The organism is Mesorhizobium sp. M0408 (assembly GCF_040321495.1).
GTDB lineage: Bacteria > Pseudomonadota > Alphaproteobacteria > Rhizobiales > Rhizobiaceae > Mesorhizobium.
Genome location: NZ_JAMYRO010000015.1, coordinates 62353 through 86484, shown reverse-complemented (window position 1 = coordinate 86484; position 24132 = coordinate 62353). Strand labels below are relative to the sequence as shown.

Genomic DNA, 24132 nt, shown 5'->3' with positions numbered 1-24132 from the left:
GGCCGGTGCGTCTGCCTCACCTTGCCTTGGCTGTTCTGGCGATCCCGGCGATGGCCACGGCAATTGTCGCCGGCGGCCGCGCCGTCCAGAGCGAAAGCGGCGGCCCCTGGGAGCAAATCCAGGTCGGCGCTGAACCGCAGCCCGCCGCGCCGGCTACGTCGGCCATCCCGAAACCAGTGCCGGCCAAGCAGGCGGCGCATTCGAGGGCAATCGATCCAGAAATCGTGGTGCCGCCGCAGCTCGGTTCCAACGAGCTTGAACGGATAGAGCCGCGCGCCCCGTTGAGCGATCTGGCATTGGCCGGACCGCCCAAGCCGCCAAAAACGAAAATGCCCGACGACTGGAAAGGCACGAAACTATTCCAGCCCGTCGCGTCGGCCGCCGGGGTCATCGAAGCAAAGGGCTATTCGATTGCGGTTTCCGGTATCGACATCGTCAAGCAGGAGGAGACTTGCACCGACGGCGGCGAGTCCTGGAATTGCGGCATTCGGGCGCGAACGGCCTTCCGCGCCTTTCTCCGCAGTCGTGCGGTGGTCTGTGCCGTGCCGCCCGAAGGCGGTCCTGATCTGATCGCCGCCGAGTGCCGGATCGGCAATCAGGATATCGGCCAATGGCTGGTCGAAAATGGCTGGGCGCGCGCCGCCAAGGGCGGCCCTTACGTAGAAGCCGGCGAGAAGGCGCGTGCAGCAAAAAAAGGCGTCTTCGGGCCGCCGCCGAGCGTTTCAGGCCTGCCGCCGCTCCCGGCTGCTGCGTCGCGATCCGCGCCTGTAGCGCCTAGCTCGATCCTGGAGGAGCAAGACGGCGTCCTCATGCCGCCAGCTGACCAGCCAGCGCCCGCTGAATGAGCTCGCGCGTTTCGGCGATGCCGTAGAGCGCGGCGAAGGAGCCGAAGCGCGGCCCGCGTTCCTGACCTATCAGCACCTGATAGATCATCTGGAAGAAGGCGACGGAGACACCGGGTCCGCCCTCCGGGCTCTGCTTGGAATGATCCTGGTAGCGCTCGATCTTGCGCGCAACATTGAGGGCAGCGTTCTGGATTGCCTCGCTGTCGGCATCAGCCGGCAGCGCGGCGAGCGCTTCCGAAAGCTTGGTCAGCGCCTCGCGCTCGACCGCGTCGGCAGCACGGTACACTTTCGCCGGCTTCACGAAATCGTCGAAATAGCGGATGGCATATTCGGCCAGCCGGTCGAGCTCGGGATGGGTTGTCGGCGTCACACCCGGCGCGTGGCGCGAAATGAAACCCCACAGCACGTCCCTGTTCTGCGCATTCGAGGCGCTGACCAGGTTGAGCAGCAGCGAGAACGGAACCGGCAGGTCGACTGCCGGGGGATTGCCGTCATGCATGTGCCAGACCGGATTGCCCAGCCGCTCCTTCCAGTCCTGCCTCTGATAGGCAGAGAGGAACGTGTAATATTCGTCTACCGCCTTCGGGATGACGTCGAAATAAAGCTTCTTCGCGGTTCGCGGGCGCTGGAACATATAAAGGCTAAGGCTCTCGGTCGGCGCGTAAGTCAGCCACTCGTCGATGGTCAGCCCATTGCCCTTCGACTTCGAGATCTTCTGGCCGTTCTCATCGAGGAACAGCTCATAATTGAAGCCCTCCGGTGCCGGAGCATCGAGCGCGCGGCAAATCTGCCCGGCGAGCTTGACGGAATCGATCAGATCCTTGCCGGACATCTCGTAATCGACGCCGAGTGCTGCCCAGCGCATCGCCCAATCTGGCTTCCATTGCAGCTTGGCATGACCGCTGGTCACCGGCGTCTCGAAGCGCTCGCCGGTGTCCGGGTCGCGCCACACGATGGTGCCGGCGTCGAGCTTGCGCTCGTCGATCGCGACTTGCATGACGATGCCGGTCTTGGGATGGATCGGCAGGAAGGGCGAATAGCTCAGCGCCCGCTCCTCGCGCAGCGACGGCAGCATAATTGCCATCACCTTATCGAAGCGCTCGAGCATCTTGAGCAGCGTCGCGTCGAAGCGGCCGGAAGTATAATAGTCGGTCGAGGAAGCGAATTCGTAATCGAAGCCGAAACGGTCGAGGAAAGCGCGCAGCCGTGCGTTATTGGCGGCGCCGAAGGACGGATACTCATTGGAGAACGGGTCCGGTATCCTGGTCAGCGGCTTGCCGAGATAGGCGCGCAGCATGTCCTTGTTAGGCACATTGTCCGGCACCTTGCGCAATCCGTCCATGTCGTCGGAGAAGCACAGCAGCCGCGTCTTGACCTTGTCTTCAGTCAGCACGCGGAAGGCGTGGCGCACCATAGATGTGCGCGCCACCTCGCCGAACGTGCCGATGTGCGGCAGGCCGGACGGGCCGTAGCCGGTCTCGAACAGCACCGTTTCCGGGTAGCCGCTGCTCGCGTAGCGGGCGACGATCTTGTTCGCTTCCTCGAATGGCCACGCCTTGCTTTCGGCGGCGGCGGCGAGGACTTCCGGGCTGAGATCGATCGGCTGTTGTTCGGCCATGATGCTATTCCTGCAACTTTGCCAGCATCCATGCCGGCAGCCGCATGCTCTAGACCATGATCCCGAAAAGTGGAACCCGGTTTTCGGGCAGCACCGTGATCAGGCAAGAAGATTAAGAGCCCCCGTCCCGATAGTCAGGATGGATCAAGTTCCAAGGCGTGATCGGAGCGCCAACGATCGCGGCTGTTTTTCCTTGCGGCGCCGGTCCCTCGTTCCTAACTTCGGGACCGTCTCAAGGAGTTGTAAATGCCATTGTCGCCACACGAAGCCATGATCTACCTGATGGTCATCACCTCGGCGTCAGACCGCGACATGACCGACGTCGAACTGGCGCGGATCGGCGACGTCGTTCGATCCTGGCCGGTGTTTGAGGATTTCAACCAGGAGCGGCTGGTCGAGGTCGCCCAGGCCTGCCAGAAAATGCTGCATGAAAAGGATGGGCTGGAGGGCGTCCTGGCGCGCGTCGCCGAGGCGCTGCCCGAACGCCTGCGTGACACCGCCTATGCCGCCGCCTTCGAGGTCGCAGCTGTCGATCTCGAAATGCGCCTGGAGGAGGTGCGCGTCCTGCAGCTCGTCCGCCGGGAACTCGACCTCGATGCGCTGACGGTCGCCGCCATTGCGCGAGCCGCCAAGGCCCGCCTTCGCACGCTGACCTGAGCCGGCGGCCAAGCTCAGAAAAAACTGACGGGAAAATAGCGCAGATAGAACTCGGCGAACGTGCCTTTCACCGAGATTTCCTGCAGCGCGTAGTCGAAAGCGGCGGCCAGTGCCGGATCGTCGGCCCTGGTGGCGATTGCCATGCCTGAGCCGAGATATTCGGGCGCCAGATAGGGGCCGCCGGCAAAGCGGCAGCAGCCCGCTGCATCCGAACCGCCGAGCCAGAAGGCGAAACGCATGCCGTCGCCGAAGGCGGCGTCGATCTTGCCGGCTTTCAGCTCGCCATAAAGCTCCTCCGGCTTTGCGAACGGGACGATTTGGACGTCGCCGAAATAATCGCGCAGCATCCGCTCGTGCGCGGAGCCGGCGATCACGCCGACACGCTTGCTGCGCAGCTTGTCGAACATTGGTTCGGTCAGCGCCTGTGTCTTCAGCATGATGAAGCGTGCCGGAAATTGCAGGTAGGAGCGTGAAAATGCGTATTTCGACCGCGACTCCGGCGTCGCGGCGATGCCGGCAATGATCGCTTCGCCCTCGCCTTTCCCGAGCGCACCTTCGAGCTCGGCCCAGGGCAGCGCCTGGATCTGGCATTTTTCGGCAATGCCGAGCTCGGCGCAGATGGCGCGCGCCAGGTCGACATGGAAGCCCGACAGCCGGCCTGCCCCATCGAGGAAATTGAACGGCGGGAAATCCGTGGTGGTCAGGAATCGCAGCCGCGGCAGCATCGAAAGGTCCGGCTTTGGCAGCCGCTCCTTGGCGTCCCAGAACACCGGCACCTGCGGCTCCGCGGCGAGCGCAGCAACCGCAAGCGATTGCGCTCCGATCAATATCGAGATCAATGAAATGGATATGCGCCGAAACGCCACGCGACGACTCCGTCCGGTCTTGCCCCGGCTTTCGTACGAAATAACAGGTTTTTGTACGAAAAAAACACAGGTACGACGGTTTTTGGTTTCATCATTGCAATTTAGGGATATTGTTTAGTGAGTTTGCAAGTGACTGCGTGATGCCGGCTGAAGAGGAGCAGTAGGACGCACAGGGGAGGCAGCTTTGCAGTCCGGGGTTGATGGCGTGGTGCGGGTTGATCACTGCCATTGGCGTCAAGAGCGGAAGGCAACATGGGGTAGATGTTGCGATGGGTCATTTCGATCGTACGCTGGAGTTGATAGATCAGTTGCAGCACGCCGGCACAGCCGCCGCCGTCTGCGAAAAGCTGCTGGGGGTAACAAGCGGGTTCGGGCTGACGGCGCTGATGGCCGGGACGGTTCCGCAACCTGGCACGCCGAGAAACCAGCAAAAGGACCATGTGCTGCTCTGCGACTGGCCGGCTGAATGGCTTGAGCGCTACGTCGCGCGCAACTACGTCGATCACGACCCCGTCGTCAGCCACATGAAGCAGCTTCAAGCGCCATTCCAGTGGCGGGAAGCATCTCAGGGCATCCGCATCGGCAAGAGCGGCGGCGAGGTGATGGGCGATGCCGGCGAATTCAAGCTGCGCGACGGGTTGGCCTTCCCGCTAATCACGCTCGATGGCCAGATCGTCATGGTGTCGCTAGGCGGCGAGGCTGTCGAATTGTCGAGTGCCGAGTTCGGGTTGGTGTCGCTGGTCTCGACTTATGCGATTGGCCGCGCAATGCAGCTCCACACTATGGCGGGCAAAACCATCGATCATGTCGAATTAACGCCGCGTGAGCGCGAATGCCTGCAATGGGCTGCTGTTGGCAAGTCCGAATGGGAGATTTCACAAATTCTCGGCATTTCGGAACACACGTCAGAGAAACACCTTCTTAACGCCAAAAGCAAACTCGGTGCTGTTAACCGGGTCCAGGCCGTCGCGGAAGCGATAAGGCGCGGCTATATTAACTAGGTCGGCCGCGCCGGCCTAGAAATTCTTGCTTGCGTGATCGCGTAATTTTTTTGGGAAAGCACGGCCGTATCTTCCTATTGAAACTAGGAGACGGCAAATGCTTTTTTCCCTCACGACCCAGGAATTGATGGAACGGCCCGACCTCTGGGAGGCAGTTCATCGTTTGCGTTACAGAGTTTTCGTCGAAGAGATGGGATGGACCGATCTGCAGCGCCCTGATGGCCTCGAGATCGATCAATTCGACCACGACGAGGCAGTGCACCAGATCGTCATCCGCAATGGCGAGCTCGCCGGTTATCAGCGGATGTTGCCGACGACCCGGGCACATCTTCTAACCGATGTGCTGGCGGACCTTTATGAGGGAACCCCACCGTCGGGCCCGAATGTCTATGAACTGACCCGCTATGCGGTTGCGCCGGGATTCCGCGACGGTCGGCGCGGCGTGTCGACGGTCGGCACCGAGCTGATCGCCGGCTTCGTCGAGTGGGGACTGAAGCGCAACGTCAACCAGGTGATCATCGAATTCGAGCCGATGTGGGTGCTTCGCGCGCTGCAGCTGCATTTCCTGGCAACGCCGCTCGGTTACCAGCGTACCTATGGCAACCAGCAGGTGGTTGCCACACTGCTCACCTTCAACGAGCACACGCTCGACGTGGTGCGTTCGCGCCGCAACCACTTTGCGCCGGTGCTGGCCAGAGGGTACCCGGACATGCTCGGACAGAGACGCGCCTCGTGAGATTGGAGAAAGGCCATGAACGTTCACTCAAAAGCAGAATTCCGCAATCACACGCTGATCGTCACGGTATCGTCGGGTGACGGCCGCCCGGTGCTGGACAGGCGGGCCTATGAAAGCCTGGCCAGGACATTCCACGAAGCCGCTGTCGACGACGACGTCCGCGTCGTGGTCCTGCGCGGCTTGGCCGGGTGCTTCTGCCTCGGTGCCGATTTCTCCGAATTTCTCGACGCCACCAAACATCGGCGACTGATCGCCGCCGTCACCGATATGTTCCGCACGCTGGCGACGTTCCCGAAACCGGTCCTTGCCTGTGTCGACGGCGACGCCGTCGGCGTCGGTTGCACCATCCTGTTCCACTGCGACATGGTGATCGCCTCGAGCAAGAGCACGTTTCGGGTGCCGTTCGTCGATTTCGGCCTGGTGCCGGACGCGGCGACCAGCATTCTGGCGCCGCAGAAGCTCGGCTATGCCGGGGCGTTCCGCTTCTTCTGCCTGGGCGACACGCTCGCCGCCGAAGATGCCAGGGCGCTGGGCCTTGTCGGCGAGATCGTGACGGACGGCAGCGTCGAGGAAGCCACGTTGGCAAGAGCCAGGCAACTCGCCAAGAAGCCTGTCGCGGCGCTGCTACAGACGCGCGACCTGCTGAGGGGCGACACCGGCGCGCTCTGCGACCGCATCGACCAGGAGATCTCGCTTTTCCAGCAGGCGCTGCAGGACGACACCACGCTGAAGCGACTGCAGCGGATTGCCCGGCTGGCGGCATGAGAGCCGCGTATCGATGAGGTGAGCTTATTTTTCGAGGAAAGTCGGCCCTTCGCCGATGATCTTCTTGTCCTCCTTGCCGATGACGTCGAGGTCGCGGCCGTCATAGGGAAGCGAAAGGAGAATGCGCTGCATGACGGCCAGCCGCGCGCGCCGTTTGTCGTTCGCCCGCACAATGATCCAGGGCGCGAACTCCTTGTGCGTGCGCTCGACCATCAGGTCGCGCGCTTTGGTGTATTCGTCCCATTTGGTGATGCCGGCGATGTCGATTGGCGAAAACTTCCAACTCTTCAGCGGGCTCCAGCGGCGGTCGTGGAATCGCTCGAGCTGCGTTTCCCGGCCGATGTTCAGCCAGAATTTGAAGAAATGTATGCCCTCGTTGCGGATCATCCGCTCGAAATGCGGAACCTCGTCCAGAAATTGCTCGTGCTGCTCGGGCGTGCAGAATCCCATCACCGGTTCAACGCCGGCGCGGTTATACCAGGAGCGGTCGAAGGTGACGAATTCGCCCGACGTCGGGAAGTGGTCGACGTAGCGCTGGAAGTACCATTGTCCAAGCTCGGTGGGCGTTGGCTTGGTCAGCGCCACGTTGCGCGCCGTGCGAGGGTTCAGATACTGGCGCAAAACGAAGATCGTGCCGCCCTTGCCGGCAGCGTCGCGCCCCTCGAACAGCGACATTACCCGCTTGCCCGTCGACTGCAGCCACGCCTGCGCCTTGACCAGCTCGATCTGCAGCTTCTCTAGCCTCTCGTCATACTCCTCGCTCTTCATCTTCTTGTCGTAAGGGTAACCGCCGGCGGTGAGCTTGCGGTCCTCGACCCAGTCGGGAAGCGCGGGGGCCTCGATGTCGAACGCCCTCTCCTTGCCGTCGATCATGATCTTCAGCGGCCCCGATGAGGGTGCGGCGGGGCTTTCCTTAGCGTTTTTCATCGAGGCGAACCTTTCCAGCTTCCGGACTCGTGCTATTGGGAGCCTTACTGCATCGGCCCGAAAATCGGAATCGATTTCGGAAAGAACGATGCAGCAGATAAAGTGGTAGAGCGTCCTTTGTGCGTCCAATTGGACGCACTGCGCTCTAGCGCCGGTCCAGCAAGAAGTTCTTGAAGTGGCCGCAGACGGAGCGCAAATGGCCGACATCGGCACAGAGCGGAGAGGCAGGGCGCAAGCCGTCGCCATGCGGCTGTGGAACAGCCGCTGGCTGCTGGCGGCCGGCCTCGTTGCGGTTCTGATGGTCTATGGTTTTGCCGGCATGTCTGGCTATGTGGTGCTGCTGGCTGGCGCCGTGCTGGTTGCCGCTGCGATGCTGCCGGCCGGCATCGCCCGCCAATCGACCGAAAATGCCGCGGCCATCGAGTCGAGCGTGCAACAACTTTCCGGCGAATATCTCGCGGCGGCGGTTGCCGATCCGCTGATCATTTTCGATCGCTCCGCCGCCATCGTCCATGCCAACGCCGCTGCCTTTGCCGCCTTCGGCGGGATTGCCCCCGGCATGTCGCTGTCGCTGAAATTCCGCGCGCCGGAAATGCAGGGCTTGCTGGATAGTATCTTGGCGGGCAACGTCGCTTCGGACAGCGTCGACTACATAGAAAAGCTGCCGGTCGAACGAGCCTATCGGGTGAGCGCGTCTTCAGTCGGCCATGCCACGGATCTCTACGTACTGGTGTTCAAGGACCAGAGTGAGGCGCGCCGGATCGACAGAATGCGTGCCGACTTCATTGCCAATGCCAGCCACGAGCTGCGCACGCCTCTCGCCTCGATCGCCGGCTTCATCGAGACGCTGCGCGGGCCGGCCCGCAACGACCCCGCGGCGCGCGAGCAGTTCCTGCAGATCATGCAGAACCAGACCAGCCGCATGGCGCGCCTCATCGACGACCTTCTGTCGCTGTCGCGCTTGGAGATGAAGCCCTATCTCAAGCCGGGAACCGAGGTCGACCTGCGCCAGGCCATCGACAGCGTCATCGATTCGCTTGGGCCGCTCGCAAAGGAAAACGGCGTCGTCATCGAGCGTGATTTCGCGGAAGGGCCGCTCGACGTGCCCGGCGATCGGGACGAGCTTTTCCAGGTCTTCGAAAACCTGCTGGAAAACGCCTGCAAATATGGTCAGTCGGGCGGACGCGTCGTGGTGTCGATCATACGCAGCGACAGCGATCCCGAACCAGGCATCGACGTCACCATCAGGGATTTCGGCCCCGGCATCCCCGAAGAGCACATCCCGCGCATCACCGAGCGCTTCTACCGCATCGACGTCGAGAACAGCCGAACCCAGAAGGGCACCGGCCTTGGCCTGTCCATCGTCAAGCATATCCTGACCCGCCACAACGCCAGACTCTCCATCAGGTCGGAGGTCGGCAAGGGTGCGGCGTTCACGGTCCATTTGCCGGCTCGCTAACGTAGTACTATCTCTAGCACATAATGGGCCGTTTCTTTTTTCTGTCATCCGGCTAGCGTATCAGCGGGGATTCGAGGGAACGACTCAACCACGAGATCCCGGGAAGGCATTTCGTCCATGCAATCCGTGCATATCGTCAGCGCCTATGACGAGGAGCTGAAATATCTGTCGAAGCGCATCGCGGCGATGGGCGGGCATGCCGAGCGCATGGTCGAGCAGGCGGTCGCGGCGCTGGTCAATGCGGATCCGGGGCTTGCCCAGAAAGTCATTCGGGACGACCTGGTTCTGGATGAGGGACAGCGCGAGATCGACGACAAGGCGATCATCATCATCGCCAAACGCCAGCCGATGGCGACGGATCTGCGCGAGATCGTCGGCGCGATCCGCATCTCGGCTGACCTCGAACGGGTAGGCGACCTCGGCAAGAACGTCGCCAAGCGGGTGGTTGCCGTCGCAGACGGGCGCCAGCCGAACAGCCTGTTCCGCGGCCTCGAGGCTTTGGCCAATCTGGCACTGACCCAGCTCAAGGAAGTACTCGACGTCTACGCGTCGCGGTCGGTGGAGAAAATCGGTTTCGTGCGCGACCGCGACGACCAGATCGACGCCATGTACACCTCTCTGTTTCGCGAATTGCTGACCTACATGATGGAAGACCCACGCAACATCACGCCCTGCACACATCTCCTGTTTTGCGCCAAGAACATCGAGCGCATCGGCGACCACGCTACCAACATCGCCGAGACGATCTACTATATCGTCACCGGCGATCAGATGCCGGCCGATCGTCCGAAGGGCGACAAGACGGACAAGATTATTCTTCCCGCAACCCAACCAGCGAAGTGAGTTCTCTCAGAACTGATGCGAATTTCGGATTCGCCACCTGACAGAAAATTGCGCTAAGCTTTCGACGCGCCGACTTCTCAGTTCCGCGATGAAGGCCCCGCCTTCAGGAGGCTGCGATGGAATACGTCCGCGAGTTTGCTCCTGCGCCGCCGATGTCGGGTATAATCGCTTGCGGCGTCTATACGGCTGGGCGGCGCATCGCCGACATTCCGATCGAGGAAGCCGGCGAATGGGCCGGGAAGCCGGGCCACGTGGTCTGGATCGGACTGCTGGAGCCCGACCGCAATTTGTTGCTGCGCGTCCAGGCGCAATTCCATCTGCATGAGCTGGCGATCGAGGACGCCGAGCATCCGCACCAGCGACCGAAGATCGAGCAATATGGTGATGCCCTGTTCATCGTTGCCCGCACGGCGCAGCTGATCGACAGCCGCGTCACCTTCGGCGAGACGCATCTGTTCGTCGGCGCGGGCTACATTGTCAGCGTCAGGCATGGCCCGTCGACCTCCTACGCGGCCGTTCGCCAGCATTGGGAAAGCTGCCCGCATTCGCTTGCCAAGGGCGAGGATTTCGTCCTCTACGCCATTCTCGATTTCATCGTCGACAACTATATGCCGGTGCTTGAGCAGATCGAAAACGAGGTCGAGGCGATCGAGGACAAGGTTCTGCTGAAACCGATGACCGGCTCCGATATCGAACGGCTTTATATGCTGCGCCGCGATCTCTTGCGCCTGCGTAATGCGGCCCTGCCGCTGGTGGAGGTCTGCCGGCGGCTCACCAGCGCCGATCTGCCGCAAATCCACACAGCCATGCACCCGCTGTTTCGCGACGTCACCGACCACATCCGCACTGTCCAGGAAAAGATCGACAGCCTGCGTGAGGTTCTCGCCTTCGCCTTCGAGGCGAGCCTTCTGGTCGGTCAAAGCCAGGAGACGGCGATCTCCAAGAAGCTTGCCTCATGGGCCGCAATCTTGGCCGTGCCGACGGCATTCGCCGGCATTTACGGCATGAATTTCAGCGACATGCCGGAACTGAGGATGGAATATGGCTACCCGGCCGTCCTGGCGGCAATTGCCCTGATCTGCACGTTTCTTTACTGGCGGTTTCGCAAGAATGGGTGGCTTTGAAGCGAGGGCAGTAGGGCAGGAGGGCAGTAGGGCAGTAGGGCAGTAGGGCAGTAGGGCAGCAGGGCAGTAGGGCAGTAGGGCAGTAGGGCAGTAGGGCAGTAGGCTATCGCTTCGGGAGCGCGCTTCTCTACAATTCACCTACTGCCGTACTGCCTTACTCCCCTATTCCCCTAACTATCTGCTCCGCCGCCGCTCCGATGCCGGCTGGAACGCCACGCGGGCGTGGTACTTGCAGTAGGGGCCGGTTTCGGCGGCGTCGTTGCCGCAGAAATGGAAGTCTTCCGAAAGCGGATCGCCGTTCGGCCATTTGCAAGTGCGCTCGTTGAGTTCGACAAGTTGCAGATGCCGCGAGATCGGCACGACGACGTTCTCGACCGGGCGGATATAGTGGCGCGCCACCGGTTCGGCATCGAACTGCGCCTTGAGCGCGGTCGCACCGATCGACATCGAGGTGGTGGCATGGCGCGTGGCGCTTGCTGCCCGGGACACCGATTTCTGGATCGTCGATCCCTGCACCGTCTTCTTCTGGCGTGCCGGTGAGGCGGTCGTGCGTCCGCGACCGGACAGTTTCAGCCGGTGCACTTTGCCGATGACCGCATTGCGGCTGACCCCGCCAAGCTGTGCGGCGATCTGGCTGGCGCTGAGGCCCTCCGACCACAATTTTCTGAGAAGTTCGACTCGCTCGTCAGTCCAGTTCATGAGACCGCGCTCCTGCTGAAACGTGCGGCAATCGGAATCCATTCCCGACCCGGCTTCTGCCGGGCAGACACCACATATATCGGGTGATTAGGTCCGCCGCACGAAATCTAGTTATTTCTCTACTACAATTACCTTATGCGCTGACTCGGTGACAAGAGTCCCAAGGCCAACACGAATCGGTTTTTTCGGTTTTCCCCAACTTGCCCGGTCGCTTATGAGCCGGCGTTATGCTGGGGGGCTTGCCGCGCGACCTTGCGCGACCTTTTCGTTGACTTCACGGCCGAAAAACACGATAAGCCACAAGGGCCGCCGCTTTGGCGGCTTTTTGATTTTTCCGGTTCCGGAGACGCATATAATGAGCGGTTCGGCGCTTTTCGAGACCTTTGTTCGCGCACCCCTGGCTTTCGACCACGGTGAAGGCACCTGGCTGGTCACCGACAAGGGCGAGCGATATCTCGATTTCGCCGGCGGCATCGCCGTGAATTCGTTGGGCTACAGCCATCCGCATCTGGTCGCGGCCCTCACCGAGCAGGCCGCCAAGCTCTGGCACGTCTCCAATCTGTACGAGATTCCTGGACAGAGCCGGCTCGGCGAGCGGCTGGCCGACGCAAGCTTCGCCGACAAGGTGTTCTTCACCAATTCCGGCGCAGAGGCGCTCGAATGCGCCATCAAGACGGCGCGGCGCTACCACTTCGTCAAGGGCCATCCCGAGCGCTACCGCACAATCACCTTCGAAGGCGCCTTCCACGGCCGCACCCTGGCGACCATCGCCGCCGGCGGCCAGTACAAGTATCTGGAAGGTTTCGGCCCCAAGGTCGACGGCTTCGACCAGGTCGGCTTCGACGATGTGGATGCCGCCGAGAAGGCGATCACGCCTGAAACCGCGGCGATCCTGATCGAGCCGGTGCAAGGGGAGGGCGGCATCAGGCAAGTGCCGACGCAATCGCTGAAGCGGCTCAGGCAGCTCTGCGATCAGCACGGACTGCTCCTGATTTTCGACGAGGTCCAATGCGGCGTCGGCCGCACCGGAAAGCTGTTCGCGCATGAGTGGGCGGGTGTCACACCCGACCTCATGGCGGTGGCCAAAGGCATCGGCGGCGGCTTTCCGATGGGTGCCTGCCTCGCCACCGACGAGGCAGCGGTCGGCATGACCGCCGGCGTGCACGGCACCACCTTCGGCGGCAATCCGCTGGCAATGGCGGTCGGCAACGCCGTGCTCGACGTGGTGCTGGAAGACGGCTTTCTCGAAGACGTCCGGCGCAAGGCACTGCTGTTGAAGCAGGGGCTCGCTGGCGTCGCCGACGAATTTCCGGATGTTATCGAAAGCATCAGGGGCACCGGCCTGATGCTCGGGCTTAAATGCGCGATGCCCAACACCAAGGTCACGGTGGCACTGCGTGACCAGCATCTCTTGACGGTTCCGGCCGGCGACAACGTTATCCGCCTGCTACCGCCTCTCACCGTCACCGACGCCGAGATCCACGAAGCGCTCGAGCGCATTCGTGCCGGCGCCAAGAGCCTGGCAGATGCCATCGTCGCTGCCGCTGCGAAGTAATCCTGGAATTTCTGATGTCCCTTCGCCATTTCACCGATCTTTCCGCCGTTTCCGAAGGCGATCTGCGCTTCATGCTCGACGACGCAGCGGTGCGAAAGGCAAGGCTCAAGGCCGGCGAACGCAGCAAGCCGCTCGAAGGCAAGGTGCTGGCGATGATCTTCGACAAGCCGTCGACGCGCACGCGCGTGTCGTTCGACGTCGGTATGCGGCAGTTGGGTGGCGAGACGATCATGCTGACCGGCACCGAGATGCAGCTTGGCCGCTCGGAGACCATTGCCGACACGGCCAAGGTGCTGTCGCGCTATGTCGATGCCATCATGATCCGCACCACCTCGCATGACCGGCTGCTGGAACTGACGGAAAACGCTACGGTCCCCGTCATCAACGGGCTGACCGACGAGACCCATCCCTGCCAGCTGATGGCCGACATCATGACCTTCGAAGAGCACCGCGGTCCGGTGGCCGGTAAAACGATCGCCTGGACCGGCGACGGCAACAACGTGCTGCATTCGCTGCTGGAGGCATCCGCGCGGTTCCATTTCAAGCTGAACGTCGCCGTGCCCGAGGGCAGCGAACCGGCCCAGAAGCATGTCGACTGGTCGAAAGCCAATGGCGGCAAGCTGAAATTCAGCCGTTCGCCCGAGGAGGCCGTTCACGAGGCCGACTGCATCGTCACCGACTGCTGGGTGTCGATGGGCCAGGAGCACCGTGCCCGCGGCCACAATGTCTTCCTGCCCTATCAGGTCAATGCGGCACTGATGGCGAAAGCCAAGCCGGACGCGCTGTTCATGCACTGTCTACCGGCGCATCGCGGTGAGGAGGTTACCGACGAGGTCATCGACGGACCGCATTCGGTGGTGTTCGATGAGGCCGAGAACCGGCTCCATGCCCAGAAGGCGGTCTTGGCCTGGTGCCTGGGCGCTTGATACGAGCCGCGGTGATCCGGGCCGGCCTGATCTGCGCCGCCTTGATCTGGGCCGCCTTGATCCGGGAGTTGGTGGTGCCTATCTCAGGCGCATCACGCAAATCGAGCGCGTCTCGTCGCATGCGCCCCGGAGGGCGGCATCGCCGCGCCCCGGAGCTTTGTCATGTTGGAAACTCATCAATTGGCTGAACATAAACCCAAGCTCGGCGAATTCGGCTACGCCGGCGACGACCATGTCGTGCCGTTCGAGGTCGGCCCGCTCGACGTGCGCGGTCGCACCGTCCAGCTCGGGCCGATGCTCGATGCTATTCTCAGCCGCCACGACTATCCCGAGCCGGTCGCCCGGCTCCTGGCTGAAGCCTGTGTGTTGACGGTATTGCTCGGAACTTCGCTGAAGTTCGAGGGCAAGTTCATTCTGCAGACCCGCACCGACGGGCCGGTCGACATGCTGGTCGCGGATTTCTCCACGCCGCACGCGCTGCGCGCTTATGCCCGCTTCGATGCCGACCGGCTGCAGGCTTTGACTTCTGCCGGCGAGACGTCACCGCAGACGCTGCTCGGCAGCGGCGTCCTGGCGCTGACCATCGACCAGGGCGCTCACACACAACGCTACCAGGGCATCGTCCAGCTCGACGGCGTCACACTGGAAGATGCCGCACGCACTTATTTCCGCCAGTCGGAGCAGATTCCGACCGACCTCCGGCTTTCGGTTGCCAAGCTTCTGACGCCCGGCGTCGGCGGTGCCCGCGAGCAATGGCGGGCCGGTGGCCTGCTGGCACAATTCCTGCCGCAGTCGGCGGAGCGCATGCGCGTACCCGACCTTCCCGGTGGCGACGGCGATCCGCGTGAGGAAATCCACGACCCGACCGACAATTCCTGGCAGGAGCTGCTGGCGCTGGTTGGTACTATTGAACCGACCGAGCTGATCGATCCGACGATCGGCGCCGAACGGCTGCTTTACCGGCTTTTCCACGAGCATGGCGTCCGCGTGTTCGGCGGGGTGCCGGTCGCCGACCAGTGCTCATGCTCGAGGGAGAAGATCCACGGCATCCTCGAAGGCTTTTCCGCCGAGGAGATCAGGGACAGCACCGAGGATGGCAGCATTCACGTCGCCTGCGAATTCTGCTCGAAGCAATATGACTTCGACCCGGCGGAGTTTGCAGCGGCCGGATGACGGCCGTCAATTGACGGTGCGCCGCATTCCCGGCAAGTCGAGCGAGAAGGCGGGGATGGCGACGTCGAACGTCTCGCCCCGCTTGTTGCGCATGGTGTAGTGCCCGACCATGATGCCGGACGGCGTCGAGAGCGGGCATCCAGACGTATACTGATAGCTGTCGCCGGGGTTGAGTCCGGGTTGCTCGCCGACGACCCCGGGGCCGCGCACTTCCTCGACCTTGCCGGTGCCGTCGGTAATGTGCCAGTAGCGCGACAGAAGCTGCACGAACTCATCCGACTGATTGTCGATGGTCACCTGATATCCCCAGACATAGCGGTTTTGCGGCGGGTCGGAGTGATCCTCCAGATAGAACGGCCTGACCTGCACTTCGATGTTGCGGGTGACGGCGCTGTACATAAACTGCTCCAAAGCAATGTAGATGGAACTTCGACGCTCAGCGCAGTTTGATCAACGATGCGCGTCATCTCCTTGCCCGACTCGAGCGCAGGTGCCGAAAAACAATGTCATTTAAGTGACACATGACAATGATGGTGTGCAGGCTTGTGCCGGGCGACTCAGCGTTCTGTCGAATTGTTGAAAACGGCCGTCATGCGGCCGGCACTTCTGGAGTGACCAGATCTCGATGGAACCGACATTCGCAGCCGCCCTCCTTTCCATAGCCCTCCTTCTTTCAAATCTCGCCAGCATCCTGTTAGCTTCGCTGAAGCTGAAGCGACCAGGCAGGATCGCACCGCCCGCGGCCAACGCGCCGCCGGTATCGATCGTCATCCCGGCGCGCGGCGTCGAGCCGTTTGCCGAAGAGACGCTGGAGCGCGCCTTCTCACTCGACTGGCCGCGCTACGAACTCATCTTCTGCGTTGCCCATGCCGACGACCCGGTGGTCAAGCCGATCACCGCCGCAATGGCGCGCTTTCCAGCTATTCGCGCCCGTCTTCTAGTCGGTGACGACCGCATCAGCGGCAATCCAAAACTCAACAATTGCGTGAAGGGTTGGGAAGCGGCGCATTATAGCTGGGTCATCCTTGCCGATTCCAACGTGCTTATGCCGAGCGACTACGTCCAGCACCTGATGGCGGCGTGGCGGCACGACACCGGCCTCGTCTGCTCGACGCCGATCGGCTCGCGGCCGGACGGCTTCTGGGGGGAGGTCGAATGCGCCTTTCTCAACACGCTGCAGGCACGCTGGCAGTACGCCGGAGAGGCGCTCGGCCTCGGCTTCGCGCAGGGCAAGAGCATGTTGTGGAATAAGCCGATGCTCGACGCCAATGGCGGCATCTGCGCGCTTGCTGCCGAGATCGCCGAAGACGCCGCCGCGACCAAGCTGGTCAACGGGTTCGGACTGCGGGTCAATCTTGTCGCCTCGCCCTTCGAACAGCCGCTCGGCCGGCGCACGTTTGGCGAGATCTGGTCGCGGCAGGCGCGCTGGGCGCGGCTGCGCCGCGTCACCTTCGCGCTGTTCTTCGCCCCCGAGATCCTGATCGGCGCAGCGCCGCCGCTGGTGCTTGCGCTGATCGCGGCGGCTGACGCCGGCGTCAGCCTGCCGGCAACCGCCATCGCCGTGCTGGTCGCGGCCTACCTGCCGGAATGCGCCTTGGCCTCGGCCAAGGGATGGCACCTGTCGCTGCGCACCATCCTGGCGATGATGGCGCGAGACCTGATGCTTCCCGCCATTTGGGCGCGCGGATGGCTGAGCGGCGCCGTCGACTGGCGCGGCAATGTGATGACTATCCAGACCAAGCCCGTCGCGGAGCTGGAAGAGACCCCGTCCGGCGCCTGATCGGCGCGTCCCCGCTCGCCTCTATTCGGCCAGCCCTTATCCGGCAACTCTCAGTGCCTGCTCGATGTCTTCGAGCAGGTCGTCGGCGTCCTCAAGGCCAACTGACAGCCTGAGCGTTCCCGGTCCGATGCCGAGCTCGGCGCGGGCCTCATCGGTCAAGTTCTTGTGCGTCGTCGTCGCCGGATGGGTGATCAGGCTCTTGGCGTCGCCGAGATTGTTGGAAATCAGCACGACGTCGAGTGCGTTCTGGAAGGCAAAGGCCGCCTGCTTGCCGCCCTTCACATCGAGGCAAATCAGCGTCGAGCCACCCGACATCTGCTTCTTGACCACCGCCGCTTGCGGGTGGTCGGCACGGCCAGGATAGATGACACGGGCGATTTGCGGGCGCTCGGCGAGGAAATCCGCGATGCGGCCGGCACTTTCCGTTTGCTGGCGTACGCGTAGCGGCAGCGTCTCCAGGCCTTTCAGCAGCGTCCAGGCATTGAAGGGCGAGAGGCTTGGGCCGGTGTGGCGGAAATAGTCATGCAGGTTCTCGTCGATCCATTTCTTGTCCGACAGAACGATGCCGCCAAGACAGCGCCCCTGGCCGTCAATATGCTTCGTGGCCGAATAGACGACGATGTGGGCGCCGAGCTGCAGGGGTTTCTGCTGCAAGGGCGTAGCGAAGACATTGTCGACGATCAGCCTGGCGCCGATCGAATTGGCAAGTGCCGCGACGGCGGCGATGTCGATCACCTCCAGCGTCGGATTGGTCGGGCTTTCCAGAAAGAACAGTTTGGTGTTCGGCTTGACCGCCTTTTCCCAATTGGCGATGTCGGTGCCGTCGACCAGCGTTGCCTCAATGCCGTATTTCGGCGCCAGCGTCTCGACCACCCAGCGGCAGGAGCCGAACAGCGCGCGCGCCGCGACGATATGGTCGCCCGCCTTGGCGCTGCACAGCAGTGCTGCCGTCACCGCCGCCATGCCGGATGCCGTGGCGCGCGCGTCCTCGGCTCCTTCCAGCGCGCACATGCGTTTCTCAAACATGTCGACCGTCGGATTGGCATAGCGCGAATAGATGAAGCCCGGCTCCTCGCCCTTGAAGCGGGCCTCCGCCGCTTGCGCCGTCTCGTAGACATAGCCTTGGGTGAGATACATCGCCTCGGAGGTCTCGCCGAAGCCGGAACGCAGCGTCCCGGCATGCACGAGTGCGGTCTGAGGCTTCCAGTCGCGCTTCTTGGTCATCATTCCATCCAAACACCAAAATTGGTCCAAACAACAAAAAACCGGTCGCGAAAGTCGCAACCGGTCCATATGGCCTTGCGGCCCGACGGTCCTTTAGCGACTTGTTTAACGTGGCTGCAAGCCGACCGGCCAAATCACCACGGGATAACGAGCTTTAGACCCGCGCCACGCTTGCGTCAATTGCCGGCATGATTAAGAGGGTTGTACCAAGCAGGTGCCAAAGGCGTCCACGGTCGGACCTGCGACAGAACAAGACCTCGCCCGGCGTTCGAACGGAGCCAGACCCTTGCGGCAGACAGGCATTCTTCCCGATCAGGATATTTCCGCGCTGTTCCAGACGGGCGCGCTGAAATCGCCGCGCACGCTCGATTCCGATCAGATCCAGCCGGCCAGCCTTGACCTCAGGCTCGGCGACAAGGCCTGGCGGGTGCGTGCTTCCTTCTTGCCCGGCCCGGACTACAGGGTTGTCAACAAGCTCGACCGGCTGAAGCTGCACGAGATCAACCTCGCCGAAGGTGCCGTGCTGGAAACCGGCTGCGTCTACATCGTGCCGCTGCTCGAAAGCCTGGCGCTGCCCGCGCATATTTCCGCCTCGGCCAACCCGAAAAGCTCGACCGGACGGCTCGATATCTTCACCCGGGTAATGACCGACCGTGGCCACGAGTTCGACAAGATCGCCGCAGGCTATGAAGGTCCGCTCTATCTGGAGGTCAGCCCGCGCACTTTCCCGATCGTCGTGCGCACCGGCTCGCGGCTGTCACAGATCAGGTTCCGCACCGGCAATGCGCTCTTGTCAGAAAGCGAGCTGCACGAGTTGCACCGCGCCGAGATGCTGGTCGCCACCGAACCACCCAACATCTCAGGCGGCGGCATCGCGCTGTCGATCGACCTCGACGGCGACAAGGATGGGCTTGTCGGCTATCGCGGCAAGCACCACACCGGCCTGGTCGACGTCGACAAGCGCGCCGCGCAGGATGTCGTCGATTTCTGGGAGCCGCTCTACAAGAGCGGTGCCGGCGAGCTGGTGCTCGATCCGGACGAATTCTATATTCTGGTGTCGCGCGAGGCGGTGCATGTGCCGCCAGTCTACGCCGCCGAAATGACGCCTTTCGACCCGCTGGTCGGCGAGTTCCGCGTCCATTATGCCGGTTTCTTCGACCCGGGTTTCGGCCATTCGGCGTCGGGCGGCACCGGCAGCCGGGCGGTGCTCGAGGTGCGCAGCCACGAAGTGCCGTTCATCCTCGATCACGGCCAGATCGTCGGACGGTTGGTCTACGAGCACATGCTGAAACGGCCGCAGGCGCTCTACGGCACAGATCTAGGCTCGAACTATCAGGCGCAGGGCCTGAAACTGTCCAAGCATTTCCGCGTCGCCCGCTGATCTTGTTCGCAGGCCATCAGCCGCGAAACAGATATTCTTTCGCGGCGCCAAGGCAGCCATGAAACTGACCGACAAAGAGCAGTTCTCGCACTGCCAATCGCTTCTTCCCCCAAAAACCTCTGGTTTGCTTCTCGTCGTCAAGTGAGGCGCTTGAGCTGGACTGCAAGGGGAACAACTGCTTGCCGAGACATCCCAGCACATGGGCTCTGGCGGAGTCGATACCGCAGGCTCTGCCATTGTCGTTCAGTCTGTCAGCGCGGAGTGCGGACGTCATGCGATCCGCGTTGCGCATCAGAAAGCTCACTTGCGATTTCGAATAGCCGGTGGCCAGAAGCCGGTCAGTCATCGACATTCGGGCTTCGCGATAGGATCTTGCGCTGCATTGTCCGGCGCTGTAAGCCGCTGGGGAGAAATAGGCGAGGAACAGGACTAAACTTACGAACACAGTGCCAATCCGCAGGCCGTTCATTTCTCGCCCCTGAATTATGTCACCAGTTTACAACGCCTTCACCGCCACCTTCACCGGCTGCTCGATTTCAAGCGGGTTGCGCAGAGGCAGGCCGAAATCCTGCGCCTCGATTTCGAATACGTCACCGGCCTCGGTCCTGATGCCGTCGGCGAAGGACAGCGTCGCCGTGCCGAACATGTGTACATGCACGTCACCCGGCTGGCGGAAGGCCGAGTATTTGAAGTGATGATGCTCGAGATTGCCAATGGTGTGCGACATGTTCGCCTCGCCCGACAGGAACGGCTTTTCCCAAAGCAGCTTGCCGTCGCGTAGGATGCGTGAAGCGCCGCGGATGTCGGACGGCAGGTCGCCGATCAGGATCTCCGGGCCGAACGAAGCGTTGCGCAGCTTGGAATGGGCGAGGAAGAGATAGTTCACACGCTCGGTGACGTGGTCGGAAAACTCGTTCGACAGGGTGAAGCCGACACGGAACGGGGCGCCGTCGTCGCCGATCACATAGATCCCGGCGATTTCCGGCTCCTCGCCGGCATCCTGGGCGAAGGCCGGCGACATAAGCGCCGCACCGGGCGCCACCGCCATGGTGCCGTTGCCCTTGTAGAACCATTCCGGCTGCACGCCGGTCTGGCCCTTCGCCGGCTTGCCGCCCTCAAGCCCCATGCGGAACATCTTCATGGAATCGGTCAGCTGTTCCTCGCCGTCCGTGCTGAGCTTCTTGTGCATGGAATCGCGGGTCGCGGCGGAGCCGAGATGCGTCAGCCCGGTACCGGTGAGATGGAGATGCGCCGGATCGGGATGGTTGATCGGCGACAGCAGCCGGCCCTTCTTGTAGGCTGCGTCGAGATCGACGGTTTCGCCGAAGCCCTTGCGCTCGATCAGGGCGACAAGCCCGCTGCCGGTACGCGCGGCTTCCATCGCCAGCGAATAGACGCTGCGGGCGCCGTTGATGACGCGGGTCTTGCCGCCGCTGCGGGCAACGACGCGGATCGTCTCGGCGTCGTCGAGGATTTGTGAGATCAGCATGGTAACCCTCTCTGAATTGTGGGCTTGGCGTGCCTTTCTTGGCAAACCCTGCCCTGCGCGGCCCGGACCCTGTCCGCGCCTCGGTTGAAATTCTTCGTCCGGATTGCGCTCGCGGATCAGGTCCCTCGGGGGACTTCTTTGCGCCGCCCGGCAGCGCCGCGATGTGACCCGTATGCCTCCTGGTTGCCTCTCAAGCCTTGTTCTTGTTGTAGACGTCGAAGACGACGGCGCCGAGCAGCACCAGGCCTTTGACCACCTGCTGCCAATCGACATTGACGCCCATGATCGACATGCCGTTGTTCATGACGCCCATGATGAAGCCGCCGACCACCGCGCCGATGACCTGGCCGACGCCGCCCATCGCCGAAGCGCCACCGATGAACACCGCGGCGATGACGTCGAGCTCGCTGCCGAGGCCGGCCGCCGGCACAGCCTGCCCCAGGCGCGCTGCGATAATCAGGCCGCCGAGTGCCGACAGCACGCCCATATTGATGAACACCATCAACGTCAGCCGTTCGGTCTTGATGCCCGATAGCTGGGCTGCCTTGACATTGCCGCCCATCGCATAGATGCGACGGCCGATCGTCATGCGTTTGGTAACGAAGACGAACAACGCGATCAGCACGCCCATCACCATGAGAACGATGGGGAGGCCCCTATAGGTGGCGAATTGGTAGACGAGAAACAGCGCCAGCGCGCTGATCACCAGGGTCTTGACGACGAACAGCGAGAAGGGCTCGGCTTCGTAGCCATGTTTCTCGCGGGTGCGCCGTGCCCTGAGCCCGAAATAGGCATAGGCGAGCACGGCGACGAGGCCGATCACGATCGTCGTCAGGTGCAGCGTCAGGCCGCTGCCGACAATGGTTTTGCCGGCGGCGTTCACGGTTGGCGGTATCAGCGTCAATGGGCCGATCAGGTCCGGAATGAAGCCGGAACTGAGCGCCTTGAAGCCGACGGGAAGCGGCCCTACGGAAGACCCGCCACCCAGCAGCGCCTGGCAGATGCCGCGGAAGATCAGCATGCCCGCCAGCGTGACGATAAAGCTCGGTATTCGGTGATAGGCAATCCAGTAGCCTTGTGCCGCGCCGATCGCACCACCGACGATCAGGCAGATGATCGACACCACCAGCGGATTGCTCAATGGGCCAAGCGGCCAGATGACCATCATCATCGCCGCCAGTGCGCCGATGAAGCCGGCGACGGAGCCGACGCTGAGATCGATGTGACCCGAAACGATCACCAGAAGCATGCCCAGCGCCATCACGATGATGAAGCTGTTCTGCTGCACGAGATTGCTGAGGTTCACCGGCTTGAACAGCGTTCCGGACGTGGTGAACTGGAAGAACACCATGATTGCGATCAACGCCAGCACCAACCCGTATTCGCGCAGGTTGGTGACCAGCGCCGAGACGGCAATGCGAGGTCCCTGTTGTAGATCCTGGGCAACGCCGGTCTGCGGCCCGGGAGCGCTTTCGGTGCTCATGATGCTTTTCCTTCTCCGCGGACGATGGCGCGCATTATCTTTTCCTGGCTGGCGTCGCTTGCCGCCATTTCGCCGACGATGCGTCCTTCGTTCATGACGTAGATGCGGTCGGTGATGCCGAGCAGTTCGGGCATTTCCGACGAGATGACGATGATTGCCTTACCCTCGGAGGCGAGACGCGCGATGATCGTATAGATTTCATACTTGGCGCCGACGTCGATACCGCGTGTCGGCTCGTCGAGGATCAGCACTTCCGGATTGGCGAACAGCCATTTCGACAGCACCACCTTCTGCTGATTGCCGCCAGAAAGGTTGCCGGTCATCTGGTAGACGCTCGAGGCGCGGATATTGGTCCTGCCGCGATAATCGTTGGCGACCGAAAGCTCGCGCAAATCGTCGATCACGCCGTGGCGCGACACGCCGGGCAGGTTGGCCAGCGTGATGTTGTGCTTGATGTGGTCGATCAAGTTGAGACCGTAGGTCTTGCGGTCCTCGGTAACGTAGGCAATGCCGTGTTCCACCGCCTTGCTCACCGAAGAGACGTCGATCGGCTTGCCGTTGAGGAACACCTCGCCGGTGATGCGACGGCCATAGGACCGGCCGAACAGGCTCATGGCAAACTCGGTCCGGCCGGCGCCCATGAGCCCGGCAATGCCGACCACTTCGCCCTTGCGGGCGTTGAGGTTGATACCCTTGATGACCTGCCGCTCGGCATGGATGGGGTGGTAGACCGACCAGTTTTTCACTTCGAGAACGGTCTCGCCGATCTTCGGCTCGCGCGGCGGATAGCGGTCGTCGAGCGAACGGCCGACCATCGAGGTAATGATGCGGTCCTCCGAGATGTCCTTCTTGGCCAGCGTCTCGATGGTCCGCCCGTCACGGATGATGGTGACCTTGTCGGCGACCCGGTTCACCTCGTTGAGCTTGTGCGAGATCAGGATCGAAGTGATGCCTTGCCGCTTGAATTCGAGCAGCAGATCGAGCAGCGCCTGGCTGTCCTTTTCGGACAGGCTCGCGGTCGGCTCGTCGAGAATGAGCAACTTCACTTCCTTGCTGAGCGCCTTGGCGATCTCGACCAGCTGCTGCTTGCCGACGCCGATATTGGTGATCAGCGTGTTGGGGTCCTCCTTGAGGCCGACCTTCTTGAGCAGGGCGCTGGTGCGCGCCTCATTGGCATTCCAGTCGATGACGCCGTATCTGGCGTGCTCGTTGCCGAGAAAGATGTTTTCGGCGATCGACAGCATCGGCACCAGCGCAAGCTCCTGGTGGATGATGACGATGCCCTTGCGCTCGCTGTCATGGATGCCTTTGAAATGGCACTCATCGCCGCGATAGATGATCTGGCCGTCATAGGTGCCGGACGGATACACACCCGACAGCACCTTCATCAGCGTCGACTTGCCGGCGCCGTTCTCGCCGACCACGGCATGGATCTCGCCTTCCTCGACCATGAGCTTGACGTTCGACAGCGCCTTGACGCCGGGAAACGTCTTGGTGATGTCGCGCATCTCCAAAATCGTCGATGCCATTGAGAATACCACTCCTGCGAGGTCCGCAAACAATACCGGGCTGGCTCGCCAA

At 62.3% G+C, this 24132-nt stretch carries 23 protein-coding genes and 1 riboswitch; of the genes, 13 read left to right on the top strand and 10 right to left on the bottom strand.

Going from position 1 to position 24132, the window contains the following annotated elements:
- Positions 1-5 precede the first annotated feature (5 nt).
- Positions 6-845 (top strand): thermonuclease family protein, encoded by an 840-nt coding sequence (locus NKI67_RS18930; RefSeq protein WP_023677337.1) that lies wholly within the window; start codon positions 6-8, stop codon positions 843-845.
- Here NKI67_RS18930 and NKI67_RS18925 read toward each other — a convergent pair.
- Positions 808-2463: a lysine--tRNA ligase gene (locus NKI67_RS18925; RefSeq protein ID WP_023677338.1), complete on the bottom strand. Its 1656-nt coding sequence runs from the start codon at positions 2461-2463 to the stop codon at positions 808-810. The two genes, NKI67_RS18930 and NKI67_RS18925, sit on opposite strands and share 38 nt — an antisense overlap.
- Positions 2464-2709: 246 nt before the next feature.
- On the opposite strand from NKI67_RS18925, the gene NKI67_RS18920 reads away from it, so the two are divergent.
- Positions 2710-3120 carry a tellurite resistance TerB family protein gene (locus tag NKI67_RS18920; protein WP_023677339.1) on the top strand — a complete coding sequence of 137 codons (411 nt, stop codon included), beginning with the start codon at positions 2710-2712 and terminating at the stop codon, positions 3118-3120.
- A 14-nt stretch (positions 3121-3134) separates the two neighbouring features.
- On the opposite strand, the gene NKI67_RS18915 is transcribed toward NKI67_RS18920, so the two are convergent.
- The gene (locus tag NKI67_RS18915; protein WP_023677340.1) at positions 3135-3986 is read right to left on the bottom strand and encodes an ABC transporter substrate-binding protein; all 852 of its coding nucleotides are present in this window, start codon (positions 3984-3986) and stop codon (positions 3135-3137) included.
- 269 nt (positions 3987-4255) lie between these two features.
- Between NKI67_RS18915 and NKI67_RS18910 the strand changes: the two genes are divergently transcribed.
- From NKI67_RS18910 to NKI67_RS18900, 3 genes are all read left to right on the top strand, one after another.
- Entirely contained in the window at positions 4256-4987 is a 732-nt protein-coding gene (locus NKI67_RS18910; RefSeq protein WP_023677341.1) for a helix-turn-helix transcriptional regulator, read from the top strand.
- Positions 4988-5084: 97 nt separating this feature from the next.
- Positions 5085-5723, top strand: coding sequence for an acyl-homoserine-lactone synthase (locus NKI67_RS18905; RefSeq protein WP_023677342.1), 639 nt, complete (start codon positions 5085-5087; stop codon positions 5721-5723).
- A gap of 15 nt (positions 5724-5738) precedes the next feature.
- Positions 5739-6488 (top strand): enoyl-CoA hydratase-related protein, encoded by a 750-nt coding sequence (locus tag NKI67_RS18900; RefSeq protein WP_023677343.1) that lies wholly within the window; start codon positions 5739-5741, stop codon positions 6486-6488.
- 24 nt (positions 6489-6512) lie between these two features.
- On the opposite strand, the gene ppk2 is transcribed toward NKI67_RS18900, so the two are convergent.
- Entirely contained in the window at positions 6513-7415 is a 903-nt protein-coding gene (gene ppk2 / locus NKI67_RS18895) for a polyphosphate kinase 2 (protein WP_023677344.1), read from the bottom strand.
- A 196-nt stretch (positions 7416-7611) separates the two neighbouring features.
- Between ppk2 and NKI67_RS18890 the strand changes: the two genes are divergently transcribed.
- The 3 genes from NKI67_RS18890 (at position 7612) to NKI67_RS18880 (ending at position 10841) form a co-directional block, all read left to right on the top strand.
- The gene (locus NKI67_RS18890) at positions 7612-8874 is read left to right on the top strand and encodes a sensor histidine kinase (protein WP_023677345.1); all 1263 of its coding nucleotides are present in this window, start codon (positions 7612-7614) and stop codon (positions 8872-8874) included.
- 117 nt (positions 8875-8991) lie between these two features.
- Positions 8992-9717, top strand: coding sequence for a phosphate signaling complex protein PhoU (gene phoU, locus NKI67_RS18885; protein WP_023677346.1), 726 nt, complete (start codon positions 8992-8994; stop codon positions 9715-9717).
- A 116-nt stretch (positions 9718-9833) separates the two neighbouring features.
- Positions 9834-10841 (top strand): magnesium and cobalt transport protein CorA, encoded by a 1008-nt coding sequence (locus NKI67_RS18880; protein WP_023677347.1) that lies wholly within the window; start codon positions 9834-9836, stop codon positions 10839-10841.
- A 174-nt stretch (positions 10842-11015) separates the two neighbouring features.
- On the opposite strand, the gene NKI67_RS18875 is transcribed toward NKI67_RS18880, so the two are convergent.
- A complete protein-coding gene (locus tag NKI67_RS18875) occupies positions 11016-11540 on the bottom strand; it encodes a GcrA family cell cycle regulator (protein WP_023677348.1) in 525 nt (174 codons plus the stop codon).
- Between the two features lie 355 nt (positions 11541-11895).
- Here NKI67_RS18875 and NKI67_RS18870 point away from each other — a divergent pair, with 355 nt between their 5' ends.
- The 3 genes from NKI67_RS18870 to NKI67_RS18860 all read left to right on the top strand — a co-directional run bounded on the left by NKI67_RS18870 (position 11896) and on the right by NKI67_RS18860 (position 15194).
- Positions 11896-13095, top strand: coding sequence for an aspartate aminotransferase family protein (locus tag NKI67_RS18870; protein WP_023677349.1), 1200 nt, complete (start codon positions 11896-11898; stop codon positions 13093-13095).
- Positions 13096-13109: 14 nt separating this feature from the next.
- Positions 13110-14021: an ornithine carbamoyltransferase gene (argF, locus tag NKI67_RS18865; protein WP_031211966.1), complete on the top strand. Its 912-nt coding sequence runs from the start codon at positions 13110-13112 to the stop codon at positions 14019-14021.
- Positions 14022-14183: 162 nt separating this feature from the next.
- Positions 14184-15194 (top strand): Hsp33 family molecular chaperone, encoded by a 1011-nt coding sequence (locus NKI67_RS18860; RefSeq protein ID WP_023677351.1) that lies wholly within the window; start codon positions 14184-14186, stop codon positions 15192-15194.
- A 6-nt stretch (positions 15195-15200) separates the two neighbouring features.
- Here the strand turns inward: NKI67_RS18860 and apaG are convergent, their stop codons facing one another.
- Positions 15201-15593: a Co2+/Mg2+ efflux facilitator ApaG/CorD gene (gene apaG / locus NKI67_RS18855; RefSeq protein ID WP_023677352.1), complete on the bottom strand. Its 393-nt coding sequence runs from the start codon at positions 15591-15593 to the stop codon at positions 15201-15203.
- 226 nt (positions 15594-15819) lie between these two features.
- On the opposite strand from apaG, the gene NKI67_RS18850 reads away from it, so the two are divergent.
- Positions 15820-16974, top strand: a complete 1155-nt coding sequence (locus NKI67_RS18850) for a glycosyltransferase (protein ID WP_023677353.1) — start codon at positions 15820-15822, stop codon at positions 16972-16974.
- A gap of 36 nt (positions 16975-17010) precedes the next feature.
- Here NKI67_RS18850 and NKI67_RS18845 read toward each other — a convergent pair whose 3' ends face one another.
- Positions 17011-18201, bottom strand: coding sequence for an O-succinylhomoserine sulfhydrylase (locus NKI67_RS18845; RefSeq protein ID WP_031211967.1), 1191 nt, complete (start codon positions 18199-18201; stop codon positions 17011-17013).
- A gap of 70 nt (positions 18202-18271) precedes the next feature.
- Positions 18272-18349, bottom strand: a riboswitch (SAM riboswitch).
- A 135-nt stretch (positions 18350-18484) separates the two neighbouring features.
- Between NKI67_RS18845 and NKI67_RS18840 the strand changes: the two genes are divergently transcribed.
- Positions 18485-19579, top strand: coding sequence for a 2'-deoxycytidine 5'-triphosphate deaminase (locus tag NKI67_RS18840; protein WP_023677355.1), 1095 nt, complete (start codon positions 18485-18487; stop codon positions 19577-19579).
- 16 nt (positions 19580-19595) lie between these two features.
- On the opposite strand, the gene NKI67_RS18835 is transcribed toward NKI67_RS18840, so the two are convergent.
- The 4 genes from NKI67_RS18835 to mmsA form a co-directional block, all read right to left on the bottom strand.
- A complete protein-coding gene (locus tag NKI67_RS18835; protein ID WP_023677356.1) occupies positions 19596-20048 on the bottom strand; it encodes a hypothetical protein in 453 nt (150 codons plus the stop codon).
- A 27-nt stretch (positions 20049-20075) separates the two neighbouring features.
- Entirely contained in the window at positions 20076-21068 is a 993-nt protein-coding gene (araD1, locus tag NKI67_RS18830) for an AraD1 family protein (RefSeq protein WP_023677357.1), read from the bottom strand.
- 190 nt (positions 21069-21258) lie between these two features.
- Positions 21259-22551: a multiple monosaccharide ABC transporter permease gene (mmsB, locus tag NKI67_RS18825; RefSeq protein ID WP_023677358.1), complete on the bottom strand. Its 1293-nt coding sequence runs from the start codon at positions 22549-22551 to the stop codon at positions 21259-21261.
- On the bottom strand, positions 22548-24080 hold the full coding sequence (mmsA, locus tag NKI67_RS18820) for a multiple monosaccharide ABC transporter ATP-binding protein (RefSeq protein ID WP_023677359.1): 1533 nt from the start codon (positions 24078-24080) through the stop codon (positions 22548-22550). Before mmsA ends, mmsB begins: the two co-directional genes overlap by 4 nt.
- Positions 24081-24132 lie beyond the last annotated feature (52 nt).